This window comes from Collinsella sp. SGI.184, from assembly GCF_050313415.1.
Taxonomy (GTDB): domain Bacteria; phylum Actinomycetota; class Coriobacteriia; order Coriobacteriales; family Coriobacteriaceae; genus Collinsella.
The window spans coordinates 70,990-85,302 of the sequence record NZ_JBNPLJ010000005.1 but is presented as its reverse complement, the minus strand read 5'-3'; the positions used below and the strand labels follow the sequence as shown (position 1 = coordinate 85,302).

Annotated in this window: 13 protein-coding genes and 2 tRNA genes; 1 reads left to right on the top strand and 14 read right to left on the bottom strand. The window is 60.8% G+C overall.

Annotation, left to right across the window (positions count from 1 at the left end; translation table 11 throughout):
• Nucleotides 1-236 precede the first annotated feature (236 nt).
• The 13 genes from lysS to asnB all read right to left on the bottom strand — a co-directional run bounded on the left by lysS (nt 237) and on the right by asnB (nt 12,206).
• Complete coding sequence (gene lysS, locus ACQRAJ_RS02945) at nt 237-2,201, bottom strand: lysine--tRNA ligase (protein ID WP_427747687.1); 1,965 nt, start codon at nt 2,199-2,201, stop codon at nt 237-239.
• Nucleotides 2,202-2,280: 79 nt separating this feature from the next.
• Nucleotides 2,281-2,751: a transcription elongation factor GreA gene (greA, locus tag ACQRAJ_RS02940; protein WP_006234960.1), complete on the bottom strand. Its 471-nt coding sequence runs from the start codon at nt 2,749-2,751 to the stop codon at nt 2,281-2,283.
• Nucleotides 2,752-2,857: 106 nt separating this feature from the next.
• Entirely contained in the window at nt 2,858-3,133 is a 276-nt protein-coding gene (gene tatA / locus ACQRAJ_RS02935; RefSeq protein WP_195838497.1) for a twin-arginine translocase TatA/TatE family subunit, read from the bottom strand.
• Nucleotides 3,134-3,245: 112 nt separating this feature from the next.
• Nucleotides 3,246-3,322: transfer RNA gene (locus ACQRAJ_RS02930), tRNA-Pro, on the bottom strand.
• Nucleotides 3,323-3,371: 49 nt separating this feature from the next.
• The gene (gene ispE / locus ACQRAJ_RS02925; RefSeq protein WP_427747686.1) at nt 3,372-4,268 is read right to left on the bottom strand and encodes a 4-(cytidine 5'-diphospho)-2-C-methyl-D-erythritol kinase; all 897 of its coding nucleotides are present in this window, start codon (nt 4,266-4,268) and stop codon (nt 3,372-3,374) included.
• A 2-nt stretch (nt 4,269-4,270) separates the two neighbouring features.
• Nucleotides 4,271-4,567: a Veg family protein gene (locus ACQRAJ_RS02920; RefSeq protein WP_118206416.1), complete on the bottom strand. Its 297-nt coding sequence runs from the start codon at nt 4,565-4,567 to the stop codon at nt 4,271-4,273.
• A gap of 114 nt (nt 4,568-4,681) precedes the next feature.
• Entirely contained in the window at nt 4,682-5,128 is a 447-nt protein-coding gene (gene dtd / locus ACQRAJ_RS02915) for a D-aminoacyl-tRNA deacylase (protein ID WP_117797049.1), read from the bottom strand.
• A gap of 3 nt (nt 5,129-5,131) precedes the next feature.
• Nucleotides 5,132-5,773, bottom strand: coding sequence for an RdgB/HAM1 family non-canonical purine NTP pyrophosphatase (gene rdgB / locus ACQRAJ_RS02910; protein ID WP_427747685.1), 642 nt, complete (start codon nt 5,771-5,773; stop codon nt 5,132-5,134).
• A 142-nt stretch (nt 5,774-5,915) separates the two neighbouring features.
• A complete protein-coding gene (gene rph, locus ACQRAJ_RS02905; protein ID WP_117799672.1) occupies nt 5,916-6,641 on the bottom strand; it encodes a ribonuclease PH in 726 nt (241 codons plus the stop codon).
• A 52-nt stretch (nt 6,642-6,693) separates the two neighbouring features.
• Nucleotides 6,694-7,578, bottom strand: a complete 885-nt coding sequence (murI, locus tag ACQRAJ_RS02900; RefSeq protein WP_117769301.1) for a glutamate racemase — start codon at nt 7,576-7,578, stop codon at nt 6,694-6,696.
• 53 nt (nt 7,579-7,631) lie between these two features.
• Nucleotides 7,632-8,543: an HAD family hydrolase gene (locus ACQRAJ_RS02895; protein WP_427747684.1), complete on the bottom strand. Its 912-nt coding sequence runs from the start codon at nt 8,541-8,543 to the stop codon at nt 7,632-7,634.
• A 107-nt stretch (nt 8,544-8,650) separates the two neighbouring features.
• Complete coding sequence (locus ACQRAJ_RS02890) at nt 8,651-10,213, bottom strand: Mur ligase family protein (protein WP_427747683.1); 1,563 nt, start codon at nt 10,211-10,213, stop codon at nt 8,651-8,653.
• A 112-nt stretch (nt 10,214-10,325) separates the two neighbouring features.
• Nucleotides 10,326-12,206 (bottom strand): asparagine synthase (glutamine-hydrolyzing), encoded by a 1,881-nt coding sequence (gene asnB, locus ACQRAJ_RS02885; protein WP_161115110.1) that lies wholly within the window; start codon nt 12,204-12,206, stop codon nt 10,326-10,328.
• Nucleotides 12,207-12,393: 187 nt separating this feature from the next.
• Between asnB and ACQRAJ_RS02880 the strand changes: the two genes are divergently transcribed.
• Nucleotides 12,394-12,469 (top strand) — tRNA-Val (locus ACQRAJ_RS02880).
• Nucleotides 12,470-13,004: 535 nt separating this feature from the next.
• Here ACQRAJ_RS02880 and ACQRAJ_RS02875 read toward each other — a convergent pair.
• A complete protein-coding gene (locus ACQRAJ_RS02875; RefSeq protein WP_427747682.1) occupies nt 13,005-14,288 on the bottom strand; it encodes an aminotransferase class III-fold pyridoxal phosphate-dependent enzyme in 1,284 nt (427 codons plus the stop codon).
• Nucleotides 14,289-14,313: the final 25 nt, after the last annotated feature.

Sequence of the window (14,313 nt, the reverse complement as noted above, 5' to 3'; positions counted from 1 at the left end):
TGCGAGACATGTGCACAATAGCCGTTGGGTAGTCGTTTAAGAACGTCCCCAACGACTACTCCGGCAACGCCGATGTTTTGGCAACGACAGCGAGCGACGTCCAGGGCGAACAAGTTGGCATGAAAAAGGCAAGGCATAGACCTTCTGGTCATGCCTTGCCTTTTGAATGACAAATTGTCGCACTGGGCGGCGCGCAGCGTCGGCTGGTCCGCCGTTCGGTAGAACGGCGGAACCAATTAGTACATCTTTGCGCCGGCGGGAATGGAGGCGTCGAGCTGGATCAGGTTGAGGCGCTCCTCGCCCTCCTCCTCGTGGATGGCACTGATGAGCATGCCGCAGCTGGGGATGCCCATCATCTTGCGCGGAGGCAGGTTGGTGATGGCGAGCAGGGTCTTGCCGACCAGGTCCTCGGGCTCATAGTATTCGTGGATGCCGGAGAGGATGGTGCGGTCGACACCGGTACCGTCGTCGAGCGTAAAGTTCAGCAGCTTCTTGGACTTCTTGACGGCCTCGCATGCCTTGACCTTCACAGCGCGGAAATCGCTCTTGGAGAAGGTATCGAAGTCGACGAACTCCTCAAACAGCGGCTCAACGGCGATCTTGGAGTAATCGAGCGTGGGCTTGAGCGACTTAACGAACGGGCTCGCGGCGTTGCCGGCCTCTGCAGCCTTGGCGGCAGCGGCACCGGACTGGAAACCCTTCTCGGGCTTCATGTGCGGGAACAGCAGGACATCGCGGATGGAAGCCTGGTTGGTGAGCAGCATGACCACGCGGTCGATACCGATGCCAATGCCGCCCGCGGGAGGCATACCGTACTCGAGGGCGCGTACGTAGTCCTCGTCATACTCCATGGCCTCATCGTCGCCGCCGGCCTTCTCGGCCATCTGGGCGGCAAAGCGCTCAGCCTGGTCGACCGGGTCGTTGAGCTCGGAGAATGCGTTGGCGTACTCGTGGCCGGCGATGACCAGCTCAAAGCGGTGGGTCAGACGCGGGTCGTCCTCAAAACGCTTGGCGAGCGGGCTGACCTCGATGGGGTAATCGCACACGAAGGTCGGGTTGACGATGGTGTCCTCGCCCAGCTCATCGTAAATCTCGGCGATGATCTTGCCTGCAGTCCACTCGGGCTTGATCTCCAGGCCCTTCTCGCGCGCGGCGGCAGCAAGCTCCTCGACAGGCGTGTCGATGGTGACCTTCTTGCCGAGCACGTCAGAGACAATATCAGTCATGGGGCGGCTTGCCCACTCACCGGAAAGATCGATGGTCTGGCCCTGGTACTCGATGACCTCGGGGTTGCCGATGGCCTTGTTGGCAGCCTTGATGACGCCCTGGGCGAGCGCCTTCATGCCCTCGAGATCGGAGAAGGCACGGTAGGCCTCCATCGTGGTGAACTCGGGGTTGTGGGTGAGGTCCATGCCCTCGTTACGGAAGATACGACCGATCTCGAAGACGCGCTCAAAGCCACCGACGATGCAGCGCTTGAGGTGCAGCTCGGTAGCAATGCGCAGGTAGCACTCCTGATCGAGAGCGTTAAAGTGCGTGATGAACGGCTTAGCCGTAGCGCCACCCTGAATGGTCTGCAGAATGGGAGTCTCGACCTCCATGTAGCCGTCGGACTCCATAAAGCGACGGAAGGTGGAGAGGATCTGCGAGCGCTTGCGGAAGGTCTCGCGGACATCGTCGTTGGCGATCAGGTCGACATAGCGCTGACGATAGCGGGTCTCCTTGTCGGAGAGACCGTGGAACTTCTCGGGCAGCGGGCGAACGGCCTTGGAGAGCAGGGTCGCGCTCTTAGGGGCGACGGAGAGCTGGCCGCGCTGAGTACGCACAACCACACCGGTCACACCCAGGATATCGCCAAGGTCGAGGGCCTTGAGCGTATTCCAGGCTGCCTCGTCCATGTCGTTGATGCGGCAGAACAGCTGAATCTCGGCGGTTGCGTCGCGCACGACGATGAACATGATCTTGCCCTGACCACGCTTTGCGACCACGCGGCCGCCGATCTTCACGACGTCCTCGGTGTCTTCGCCATCGGCAAGATCGGCATACTTAGCCTCGATGTCGGCAACGTAGTCCTCGATCTCGGAATGCTCGGGATAGGGGTTCTGGCCCGCCTCGAACAGGGCGGCGCGCTTGGCCAGGCGCGTGGCGCGCTCGTCATTGAGCGTCGATGCCTGCTCGGCGGCGTTTTGGTTCTCTGCCATAAGTTAACTCCTCAAACTAAAACGCTCCCCAGGATTCGGTCCCAGGGAGCGAAAACATACCTTTACGCGGGACCGTGGTCTAGCGTGCGATCTTGGCGATGGTGTAGACGCGAGTCTTGCCGGAAGGCGTAACGACCTCGACGGAGTCGCCCTCGCCGTGGCCGATGATGGCGTGGCCGACCGGGGACTCGTTGGAGATCTTGTGCTCGAGCGAGTTGGTCTCGGTGGTACCGACGAGCGTGACTTCCATGACCTCACCGTTGGGATCAATCAGCGAAACGGTGGAACCGATGGAGACGGTCAGATCGCCCGTGGTGGCAGCAACCTGAGCGTTGGCGAGAATAGCCTGAATCTCGGCAATGCGAGCAGCATTCTGAGCCTGCTTGTCCTTGGCGGCATCGTACTCGGAGTTCTCCGAAAGGTCGCCAAACGCGCGGGCTTCCTTGATGTCCTCGACGATCTCCTTGGCGTAATCGCCCTCACGCCAAGCGAGCTCCTCGACGAGCTTCTGGCGGCCCTCAGCGGTCAGTACGATCTGGCTTGCGTCCATACGGATATCTCCCCAACTATGATGTAACAATCAACTGTCAACATAACGAAAAAGACCGGCTAGCCTGCGGGCAAGCCGGTCAGGTGCTCACCCCAAAGGGATGGGACTACTCTGCGTCCGCGTCGCCGTCCTCTGCCTTCTTTTTCTTGGCGGCGGCGAGCTGGGCCTCGAGCTCTGCGATCTTCTTGTCCTCCTCGGACTCCTCGACCACAACGTCCTCGGCCTGCTTGGTCTCGTCCTTATCGTCGCCCTCCATACCCTCGCGGATATTCTTGACGGTAGAGCCGAGGGACTTGCCGAGCTTCGGCAGGTTCTTGGGCCCGAAGATAATCAGGACAACGACGAGAATAATGATGAGCTCAGGAGCCCTCAGTCCAAACATGTAGACCTCCACAAAACAGCGAGACAAGCTCGAATGAGTATACCGCGGGTATCGCGGTATCACAACAATAGCTAAAAAAAGGGACCGCAAGAAGCGGTCCCTCCTCATGCTCTGGTCGGGTTGACTGGATTTGAACCAGCGACCCCTGCGTCCCGAACGCAGTGCTCTACCAAACTGAGCCACAACCCGTTAGCTCGACTATAGTAACAAAGTTTTTCGCCGCGTGCTAGAGAAATTTTTATTTCTTTGGCGCGTCGATTTGAACCGTGTTGGGAATAAGCTCAGTCGCGCAGGACCACCAGCCATTTTGCTGGGCAGCCCCGGCAAGCCTTTCGGCCGTGGCGGCGGTGTCGCAAATGGCAAACGAGCAGGCACCCGACCCGCACACGTCCACGGCAACGGTTCCCTCCTGTTCGCTCAGCCAGTCGAGAACCGCCTGGATCTGCGGCTCCATCAAAGCAGAAATGATGCCCAAGTTGTTATGGATGAGCGAATACGCCATCTTCGCATCACTCACGCTAAGAGCCGATGCAATGGCACCGGGCGCAGTCGCGGGCACCGGGGCCTCGTCAAAACGTCGATAGGCCTCAATTGTCGAAACGCTCGCCTCCCGCGGCTTGACCAGCACAACGGGCGTCACAGGAAGCGCGGGGTACTCAGTTGCCAGAACGTCTCCCCCACCCACGTAGAATGCGGGGCTCGTATGCAAAAAGAACGGCACGTCGGCGCCGATGCCACGCGCAATCTCATCCAGCGCAGGATCAGTGCGGTCGATGCCCCACAGCTCAGCCAGGGCAACGATAACCGCCGCGGCATCCGTCGAGGGGCCGCCCAGGCCGGCGCACAGCGGGATGCGCTTCTCAATCGTCACGCACACGTTTGCCTCGCGCCCGAAATGATCGGCCATGGCGACGGCGGCGCGGTAGGCAGTATTCTTTTGCATGGGAAAATCTGATGCCGGAACCGTCTGGACGGTCAACGCCTGCGCCGGCGTGACCGTCACGGTATCGGCTAGGCCGACAGCTGCCATCAGGGAATCGACTTTGTGGTAGCCGCGGGTATCGCGCTCGGTATGAACCCCCAGGTAGAGGTTAATCTTTGCCGGCGCAGTAAGGATGAGGGACCGATCGGTCACCGTTAATGCTCCTCGAGCTGGTTGCCGAGCGGAGTAAAGATGTGCTCGCCGCTCTCGGGGTCGAACAGTTCAACCTGACCGGTAAGGACGTCGATGTACTGGTAGGACTGACGCGACTTGCGGCCGCGGCGCTCGTCAACCTCGACGATAAAGACAGCCGGGTGGACGCTCTTGATGGTACCCATGCGCTCGACAACGCGGGTACGGCCCATGTTGGCCTTCACCTTGACGCGATCGCCCACCATATCGGTCAGCTTCTCGTGGATGTCGTCGACGTAATTGACTTCCATCTCTTCCATGAACAGGGCCTCCAGAAGGTGCAATTCAAAAAGGGGATAATACCCCTAAGATAGACAAAACTCTAATACTATAGCACCCTGTTACAACCCCACGCAAGTAGCTAATTAGGCTACTTACAGATTGTCGGTATCGAGGACAATGGTGAACGGGCCGTCGTTGACCAGGTCGACTTTCATGTCGGCGCCAAAGATGCCGTGCGCCACGTGGTCGACGTCCTGGGCGACGAGCGTCAGAAAGTACTCATAAAGCTCGTTGGCGACATCGGGCGCGCCAGCATCCGTAAACGACGGACGACGGCCGTGGCGGCAATCGGCAAACAGCGTAAACTGCGACACCACGAGCACCTCGCCGTCGACATCGGCAAGCGCCAAGTTAGTCTTGCCGTTCTCGTCCTCGTTGATACGCAGCCCGCGGAGCTTGCCCCATAGTTTATCGGCCTCGGCACGCGTATCGCCATGGCCCACACCCAGCAATACCAGATAGCCGCGCCCAATGCGGCCCACGCACTCGCCGTCGACCGTCACACCGGCGTTGAGCACGCGCTGCACCACCGCACGCACGGCCTACTCCTCGCCCGTGAGTTTGGCGGACAGGTGCTCGAGTGCATGGAAACGATGGCTGATGGCGTTCTTCTCGTCCGCTGTGAGCTCGGCCATAGTCTTGCCCGGCGTATCGACCGGCAGGAACAGCGGGTCGTAGCCAAAGCCGTGGTCGCCGCGGCCCTCGCGTGCGATAACGCCCTCGCAGGCGCCCTCGCCATAGGTGACCAGGCCGTCTTGGTCGATGAGCGCAACGACACTCATAAAGCGTGCGGTGCGATCCTCGTCTGCCACGCCTTCCAGATTAACGAGTAGTTTGGCATTGTTGGCGGCATCATCGCCGTGTACGCCCGCATAACGCGCGCTATACACACCCGGCTCGCCGTCCAGCGCGTCGACGACCAAGCCGGAATCGTCAGCGATGGCCATAAGGCCCGTCTCCTCGACCGCAGCCTGCGCCTTGATGATGGCGTTCTCCAAAAACGTCGTGCCGTTTTCCTCGGGGTCCTCAAAATCGCCCAGCTGGCCGAGCGCCACAAAGCGCACCTCGGGCATGACCTTGCCCAAAATGGCCTCGATCTCGGTGAGCTTATGGGCGTTACCCGTGGCCACAACAATGGTCGCCGCCGGGTCGAGGGTGTCGATGTCAATCTTCTCAAGTGCCATAGCTGGCCTCCTTGTCTCTTATAGCAATGCCGTGTAGAGGACGACGAGGGCCTCGGCCTCTCCCCTCTCAATCAACGGCAGTCTTATACTTCGGCGTTTTCGCAGATTAAACCTGCCAAAATCAACATCCCCTTTTGGCAGGTTAGGCGAGGGCTTGACGCTGAAGCTCGATGAGCTCGGCGATGCCCTTGTCGCCCAGATCGAGCAGGGCGTTGAGACGCTTGCGGTCGAAGGGCGCCTGCTCGCCGGTACCCTGGAGCTCGATCATCTCGCCGGAGTCGGTGGCGACGAGGTTCATGTCGACCTCGGCGTGGCTGTCCTCGGAATAATCCAAGTCGAGCAGGGTGTTGCCGTCGACGACGCCCATGGAAATAGCGGCAACCTGACCGGTAAGCGGAATGCGCTCGAGCTTGCCCGCCTCGACCCACATGGCAAGGGCGTCGTGCAGCGCCACCCAGGCGCCGGTGATGCTCGCCGTACGCGTGCCGCCATCGGCCTGGATCACATCGCAGTCAACGGTAACGGTGTACTCGCCGAGCGCCTTCATGTTGACGACGGTGCGCAGGCTGCGGCCGATCAAGCGCTCGATCTCCATGGAACGGCCCTTGCGGTTGGCATGTTCGCGCTTGCAGCGCTTGCCGGTCGACGCCGGCAGCATCGCATATTCCGCCGTTACCCAACCGGCCTTGGCGCCCTTGCGCCAGCCCGGAACGCCCTCCTCGATGGTGGCGGCGCACAGCACGCGCGTGTCGCCAAACTCTGCCAGGCACGAGCCGTGGGCGTGCTTCATGACGCCGCGGGTGAGCTTAACGGGACGCAGCTCGTTTGCGGCGCGGCCGTTGGCGCGGTTGACCTGCATATATTCCATGGAACTATCCTTTCGGCAAAAGAGTGGCGAAGACTCCGGCGACGTTGCGTGCCTAACCGAGTTCGTCGATATCGACATGCTCGATGCTTTTGAGCGGCTGGCCAAAGATAAAGCTGCCCGCCACCGCAAACTCGGCGATGTTGTCGGACGTGGTGGCAAAGCGATGCTGCGGCTCGGCGGTGTTGCCCGCCAGCTGCTCACGGCGCGTGAGGATATCGGTCAGCTCGCGGGTGGTCTCCTCGGCGGAGCTCACCACGCGCACTCCGGGCCCCAACGCATGACGGATGGGGCCCACCAGCAACGGAAAGTGCGTACAGCCGAGCACCACGGTATCGATGCCACGATCGTGCAGTGGCTCGACTGTGGCGTTGACCAGCGCGCGAACGGCTGGCGTATCAAAAATATCCTCGTTCTCGAGCCACTGCTCCTGCAGATGCGCGCCCGAGGCGAGCTCGTGCTCGACAACCTCGACAAAGCTCGAGGCAGGGCAGCCATACACGTCCACGCCGGCATCCAAGTCCTGGATGGCGCGCGTGTAGGCGCCCGAGCGGATGGTGAGGTTGGTGGCGAGCACGCCCACACGGCGCGTGCGGGTGCTGTTGATGGCGGCACGCGCGCCCGGCGCGATTACGCCAATCACGGGGACATCGAGCACCTGCTGAGCCAGGCGAAGCGCCGCTGCCGTCGCCGTATTGCAGGCGATGACCATGATCTTGACGTCGTGTCTCGAAAGCCAGCGCCCCGCCTGTAGCGCAAACGAGCGCACCTCGTCCTCGGTGCGGGTGCCGTAAGGGCAGCGCTTGGTATCGCCAAAGTAGTAGACGGACTCGTGCGGAAGCGCCGTCGCAATCGCGCGCGCAACCGTCAAGCCGCCCAGGCCCGAGTCGAACACGCCGATGGGGCGCGTATCACCGGCCAGATTCTCGATATCGGACATTACCTCACCAGATTCTCTCTCGAAAAGATATGGCCAAGCGTAACGGCACTGCGCTATGAACGGGCCGCGACGAGCAGCTCCGCCGTCGCCGCCCAGCCGTCAACGATCCTGCCACGCGTGACAAAGGCGTTATCGCAGGACGCAAGAAACTCGGACGCGCCGGCGCTGGTCAGACCGTTCTCGACCAGGCAGAACGTGCCCACGTGGTCGGCCATGTAGAAATCAGACTCGGAATCGCCGAGTGCCAGCGTCTCGTCGCGCTCGATGCCCAGACGCTCGCAGAAACGCGCGACCGCCACGCCCTTGTCGAGACCCGACGGATTGATGTTAAAGGCACGACCGTCCTCGACGCGATCGAGCTCGAGGGTCGTCGGCTTGGACAGATGAGTCAAGTGGCCGTTGCAGGCCCAGACCAGACCGCAGCCGGCCTCGTCGAGGATGGCCTGCGCCTCGTCATCGGGAATATCGCCGCGCATGCCGACGGTGACCTCGCGGTACTTATAGCCAGTCGACATGTCGTTGTGGTACTCGATCTTGTGCGGCCAGCGAGCGAGAATCTTCTCGCACACGCCGGTCTGCTCAATCACCTGGTGCGGCGTAAGGCCGCAGGCGGGGTCGTAAGGCATGTCGCCGGTCAGATACTCCCAGTCGTTGGCCTTGAGGTCGTACATGACCAGACCACCCATCTCGCCAATGTAGGAGTTGAGGCCGAGCACGCGGGCATCTTCGTGGATCATGGTGCGGTTGCGACCCGAGGTGGGAATTACCTGGATGCCAGCGCGGGCAAGCGCCACGACGGCCTCGACGAGCTTGGTCGAGGGATTGCCGTCGTTGTCGCGCAGCACGCACGAGCCGGGCGCGAGCATCGTGGCGTCCAGATCGGTAAAGACGTACTTGACCTTGGCAAGGCGCTCGCGCATCTCGCCCGAAAGCTCGGCAACGGTCGGCAGGGTGTTGTGGGACATGGTCACTCCGTTTACGTAGAAGGGTTTGGACTTGGACGGCATGTTTTGATTGAGGGAACACGCTTATGGCGACAGCGCACTCAGGGCGCCGCCGCCATCATGGTTCATTAGTCAAACTGGGTAACATCGATCAGGCGATTGGCCAACGAAAGGTCGCTCTCGATGGGCACGAACTCGTCGCCCACGTGCATGAGCTCCTCGTCACCCTTTGCCAGCAGCAAGACAATGGTGGGAGCATCGGGGTTGACGTACTCCTCGCGCGCCGCCTTGAACGCCGCATGCACAGCGGCTTCGCGATCGAGGATGATCTTGTTCGGCGTATCGTCGGGAACATGTTCGGCAAGCTCGCGACAGACCTTCATCGGGTCCTCGTGAGCCGGGTCCTCGTTGGCAAAGATCATCAGGTCGGAATATGGTGCGGCCTCGCGCGGAAGCTGCTCGCGGCGCTCCTGCGCCTTGCCGCCGGCAGCGCCAAACACCGCAATGACTGGACTAGCGGGAAACGCGCGCTTGACCGACGAGAAAAGCGAACGGAACGAAAGCTGGTTATGCGCATAGTCAACGACACAGATCACGCGGCCGTCCTTCGACTCCACGACCTCCATACGGCCCGGCACACGCAGTTTGGAGAGGCCCTTCTTGATGGCCTCGATACCGATACCGATCTCGCGCGCGGCGGCGATAGCGACCAGCGCGTTCTCCACGTTAAAGTCTCCCGCGATACCCAGCAGGATCTTCTCCCCCGCCTCGGACTCGTCGGCACACAGGCCATGCAAGTTGAACTCGATGCTAAAGCCGACCATGCGCACGTCGCTCGCCCACAGGGTTGCCTCGGGATGCTCGACACCAACGGTCACCAAGCGCTCGGCCGTCGACGCTGCCTCCAGCACACGGTCGACCTCTTCGGTGCCCAGATTCACCACGGCGGTCTTTGCCTGGTCAAAGATCCTGAGTTTGCTCTCAAAATAATCCTCAAACGTGGGGTGTTCAATCAGCGAGATGTGGTCGCGGCCGATGTTGAGGAAGCACGCCACGTCAAACGGCAGATTCTCGACGCGTTGATACTTGAGCGCCTGGCTCGAGACCTCCATGACCATGGACTGGCGACCGGACGTGCGGCAGTTGGCGATATGGCGCCAAACCTCGGGGGCCTCGGGCGTGGTGTTGGTGCTCTCGTAGCACTCGATACCATCGTCGGTACTCACCGAGCCGATCATGCCGCAGGACTCGCCCGCCGCCTTGATGATGGACTGGAGCATAAAAGCGGCCGTGGTCTTTCCCTTGGTGCCGGTGATGCCCACGATCTTGACGTCGTGGTCAGGACGGTCGTAGACCTCCGGCGGCAACAGGGCCATGGCTGTGCGAACACTATCAACAACCAGCATCGCAGCACCGCTCTCCTGCGCCAGCGGCTCCAGAGACTCGACCAGCGACTCCTCGCACACAAATGCGACGGCGCCCGCATCGAGCGCCATGCTCAAAAACGCGGGCTTAAAGGCAGCACCTTTGCAAAAGAATACGTCACCTGCCGAGACCACGCGCGAATCAAACGAGCAGCCGGTCACGGCACGCTCGTCAACCTGCTCTGATGCGCGCAGCTCGCCGCACACGTCGAGAAGCTTGGCAAGCGTATCGACCGTGGTCACGGTCGCGGAATCCGAATGGTGCATCTTTCACCTTTCTCAGCCATTTGGCAGGGACGGTTTTTATAGTAACTGAAACGCACCCATGCAAAAACGGCTCCCGGAGGAGCCGTTACGCGCAGGCGTTCGTAAGCCGAGGCTAGGCAGCCTGAACAGAAGGCTGGCCCTCGTCGATAAAGAAGCGCTTGTACCACACTAGGAACACGAGCGGCGTATAGATCTTGCGCTGGAAATCGCCCTTGCCCGCAAAGTGCAGATCGAGCAGGTGCATGAGCTCGTCGGTATTGAAGAACTCGCTTGCCCACGGCGCGGTGAAGTACTCCTTAACATAGTCGTACCACTTTTGCTCGCGCAGCCAGTAGACAATCGGCACCGGGAAGCCCACCTTGGGACGGGTGGCCCACTCATCGGGCAGCGACTTGTTGGCAGCGTGGCGGAGTACCTGTTTGTTGCCGTTCTCGTTGATGCGGTAGCGGTCGGGAATGTGCTCGGCGAACTCCATGACTTTGCGGTCCAGGAAGGGCACGCGCAGCTCCAGTGAGTGTGCCATGCACATCTTGTCGGCCTTGAGCAGAATGTCGCCCGGGAGCCACATGTTCATGTCCAGGTACTGCTTCTTGACCAGCTCGGGCTGACCCTTCACGCGCGCATAGATGGGAGCGGCAAGCTCGAAGGCGCCATCGCCGGTGTTGTACTCGGGCTTGAGCACGCCGTCGACCTCGCGCTCCGGCCATACCAGAGCCTGTCCCAGGAACGACTTCTCAGGGATCTCGGCACCCTTGACCAGGAAGTTATGTCCCTTGAAGTACGGCATATGCAGCGCCAGGTTACCGAGCGCGCGACGGATGGGCAGCGGCACCATCTTTTTGTACTTGCGGACCGGGACCGTGTCCTCGTAGTAGGCGTAGCCGCCAAAGAGTTCGTCGGCGCCTTCGCCCGAAAGCACTACGGTGACGTCCTTGCGGGCCATCTCGGCCAAGAACCACAGCGGCACAGAAGACAGGTTGGACTGCGGCTCGTCCATGTGATACTGGATATCCTCGAGCGCACCGAAGAACTCGTCGGCGGTAATCATCTTGCGGACGTTCTCGACGCCGAGCTTATCGGAAAGCTCCTTGGCGTAGTTGGTCTCGTTGAAGTTCTTGTAGTCAAAGCCCACCGAGAAGGTCTTGTCGGGCATGAGGCAAGCAGCAATATAGCTGGAGTCGACGCCGCCGGAGAGGAACGACGCGACCTTGACGTCGGCGATGCGATGGGCCTCGACACTCTCGTGCACGACCTCGTCCAGCTCATCGACATACTCTTCGAACGGCTTCTCGACGGCAGAGTAATCGCAATCCCAGTAGCGCTCGATGTTCATCTTGCCGGTCGGAATATCGACGGTAAAGTAGTGCGCCGGCGGCAGCTTGTAGACACCCTCGAAGAAGGTCTCCTCGGTTGCCGAATACTGCAGCGTCATGTACGGACGCAGAGCCTTTTTGTTGACCGCCTTGTGGAAGTGCGGGTAGTCCAGGAAGCTCTTGATCTCGGAACCAAAGAGCACGCCCGGAGCGCCGTCGCCCGCATCGGCCATGGGATAGTAGTAAAGCGGCTTGATGCCAAAGATGTCGCGGGCGCCAAAAAGCTTGTTCTTCTTTTTGTCCCAGATGACGAAGGCGTACATACCGCGCAGGCGATCGAGGACGGCCTCGCCCCACTCCTCGTAGCCGTGCAGGAGGCTCTCGGTGTCGGCGCCGCAGTGGAACTTGTAGCCCTTGGCCTCGAGCTCGGAACGGAGTTCTTGGAAGTTGTAGATCTCGCCGTTGAAGACAATGACGACGCTACCGTCCTCGTTGGCCATGGGTTGGGCGCCAGCCTCGGTCAGGTCAAGGATTGACAAGCGGCGGAAGCCGAGGGCAACGCGGCCGTCGATAAACTGACCGCCCATGTCGGGACCGCGATGGACGATGCGGTCCATCATCTTGGTGAGCACCTCGGATTGGTTATCCGTCCCACCGACAAAACCGACAAAACCGCACATATACTATCCCCTCTGCTGTTGCTGGGCATCAAATCGAATCAGTAGCTTTTAAGTATACCCGAGGGCGTAAAGAGGGGCGGAATGTTCAGGCAATCTCAACTGAATCAGCTCCGCTGTGACACGCGCCGGTTACCTTTAATGGATATGAGGTGAATGGGGCGATTGTTTTGCTATACTCTCTCCGCACGGGCGATTGGCGCAACGGTTAGCGCAGGTGCTTTACACGCACAAGGCTGGGGGTTCGAATCCCTCATCGCCCACCACTTGATTGAAAAGGCTCCCAGCGATGGGGGCCTTTCCCTTTTGGGCCCAGTGCAGAGGGATTCGAACCCGCAAGGGTGCGGAGCTGAGGAAACGCGAAGCGTTTTCCAGCGCAGCACGCGAGGAGCGGAGCGACGAAGCGGAAGCGGGCGGCGCCAGCCGCACGCGGACATCCCTCATCGCCCACCACTTGACTGAAAAGGCTCCCAGCGATGGGGGCCTTTCTTTTTTGGGCCCAGTGCAGAGGGATTCGAACCCGCAAGGGTGCGGAGCTGAGGAAACGCGAAGCGTTTTCCAGCGCAGCACGCGAGGAGCGGAGCGACGAAGCGGAAGCGGGCGGCGCCAGCCGCACGCGGACATCCCTCATCGCCCACCACTGAATTGGAAACGGTCCTCGCAAGGGGACCGTTTTTGTTTGCACACGGCCTATCCCAGCCATGGTAAATCGATAGCAAAACGGGCTCCAGTTCGCCCAATCGTGCGCCAAACGGCACGTGACGGTCTGGAACCCGCTTCAAACTGCTATGCCTGATGGCGCTAAGCTAAAACACCCGCCAGGATCTCGATCAGACCATCCACGTCGGCTTCCTCGCACACGAGCGGCGGCAAGAAGCGCAGTGTATGTGCACCCGTAGCGTTAATCACCGCACCAGCCACCAATGCGCGAGCCACAACGTCGTGCGCATCACCCGCAGCATCGTCCAAATCGCAGCCGAGCATTAGGCCGCGACCACGCACCTCGGTAACATGCGGCAGCTTGGCGAGCCTTGCCTCCATATAGGTACCCACCTTGGCGGAATGGTCTGCGTAGTCACCGCGCACAAGCGCGGAGAGCGTCGCGGCACACGCCGCGATGGCCAAGCAGCTGCCGCCGAAGGTCGAACCATGGTCGCCGGGCTTAAAGATGTCAGCGATTTCTTTCTTTGCCACCACGGCACCCATGGGCACGCCGTCGGCGATGCCCTTGGCAAGACTCATGATATCGGGCTCCACACCATAAGTCTGAAACGCGAACGGCTTGCCGGAGCGGAAAATACCACACTGGACCTCGTCGGCGATAAGCACGGCACCCACCTCGTGTGCCAAGTCGCGCGCCGCCGCCATAAACTCCTCGGTCATGGGATGCACACCGCTTTCGCCCTGGATCGGCTCGAGCATCACAGCGCAAATCTCGCTTCCCAACTGCTTAAAGATTGCGTGCAGTTCATCTACATCGTTGGGTGTGCATGCCACAAAGCCACCCGGCAGCGGGCGGAAACTGTCCTGCAGCCAATCCTGCATGGTCGCGGCAATGGTCTCGAGCGTACGACCATGAAATCCGCCGCGCATACACACGATGGTGTTGCCACCGTTGCCGGCACGTTTGGCGTACAGACGCGCGAGCTTCATAGAGCCCTCGTTGGCCTCGGCACCGGAATTGGCAAAGAACGTCTCCCACACCTGCTCGCCCGCAGCCGGAGCGCCAAGCGCCGCCGCCGTGGTCTCGTCGCCAGCGGCAATCGCGTCGGCAAGCACGCGCGCACCGTCCGCATCGTCGTTGGCGAGCTTGGACAGCAACGCCGCGACCTGGCCGCGCTGCTCAATGTAGAAGTAGTTGGAGACATGCAGGAGCTTTTTGGCCTGGGCCTCGAGCGCCGAGAGCACCGCCGGATTGCCGTGGCCTAGGCTGCATACGCCAATACCTGCAAGAAAATCGAGATACTCGCGACCATCGTCGCCGGTGAGCTTCATGCCGTGGCCCTCGACAAACTCGACCGGCGAGCGGCCAAAGGTTTGCATAACGTAGTGGGATTCGAGCGATTGTTGAGCTGCAAGTGACATGAGATGCCTTTCGTTAAGCGCCAGG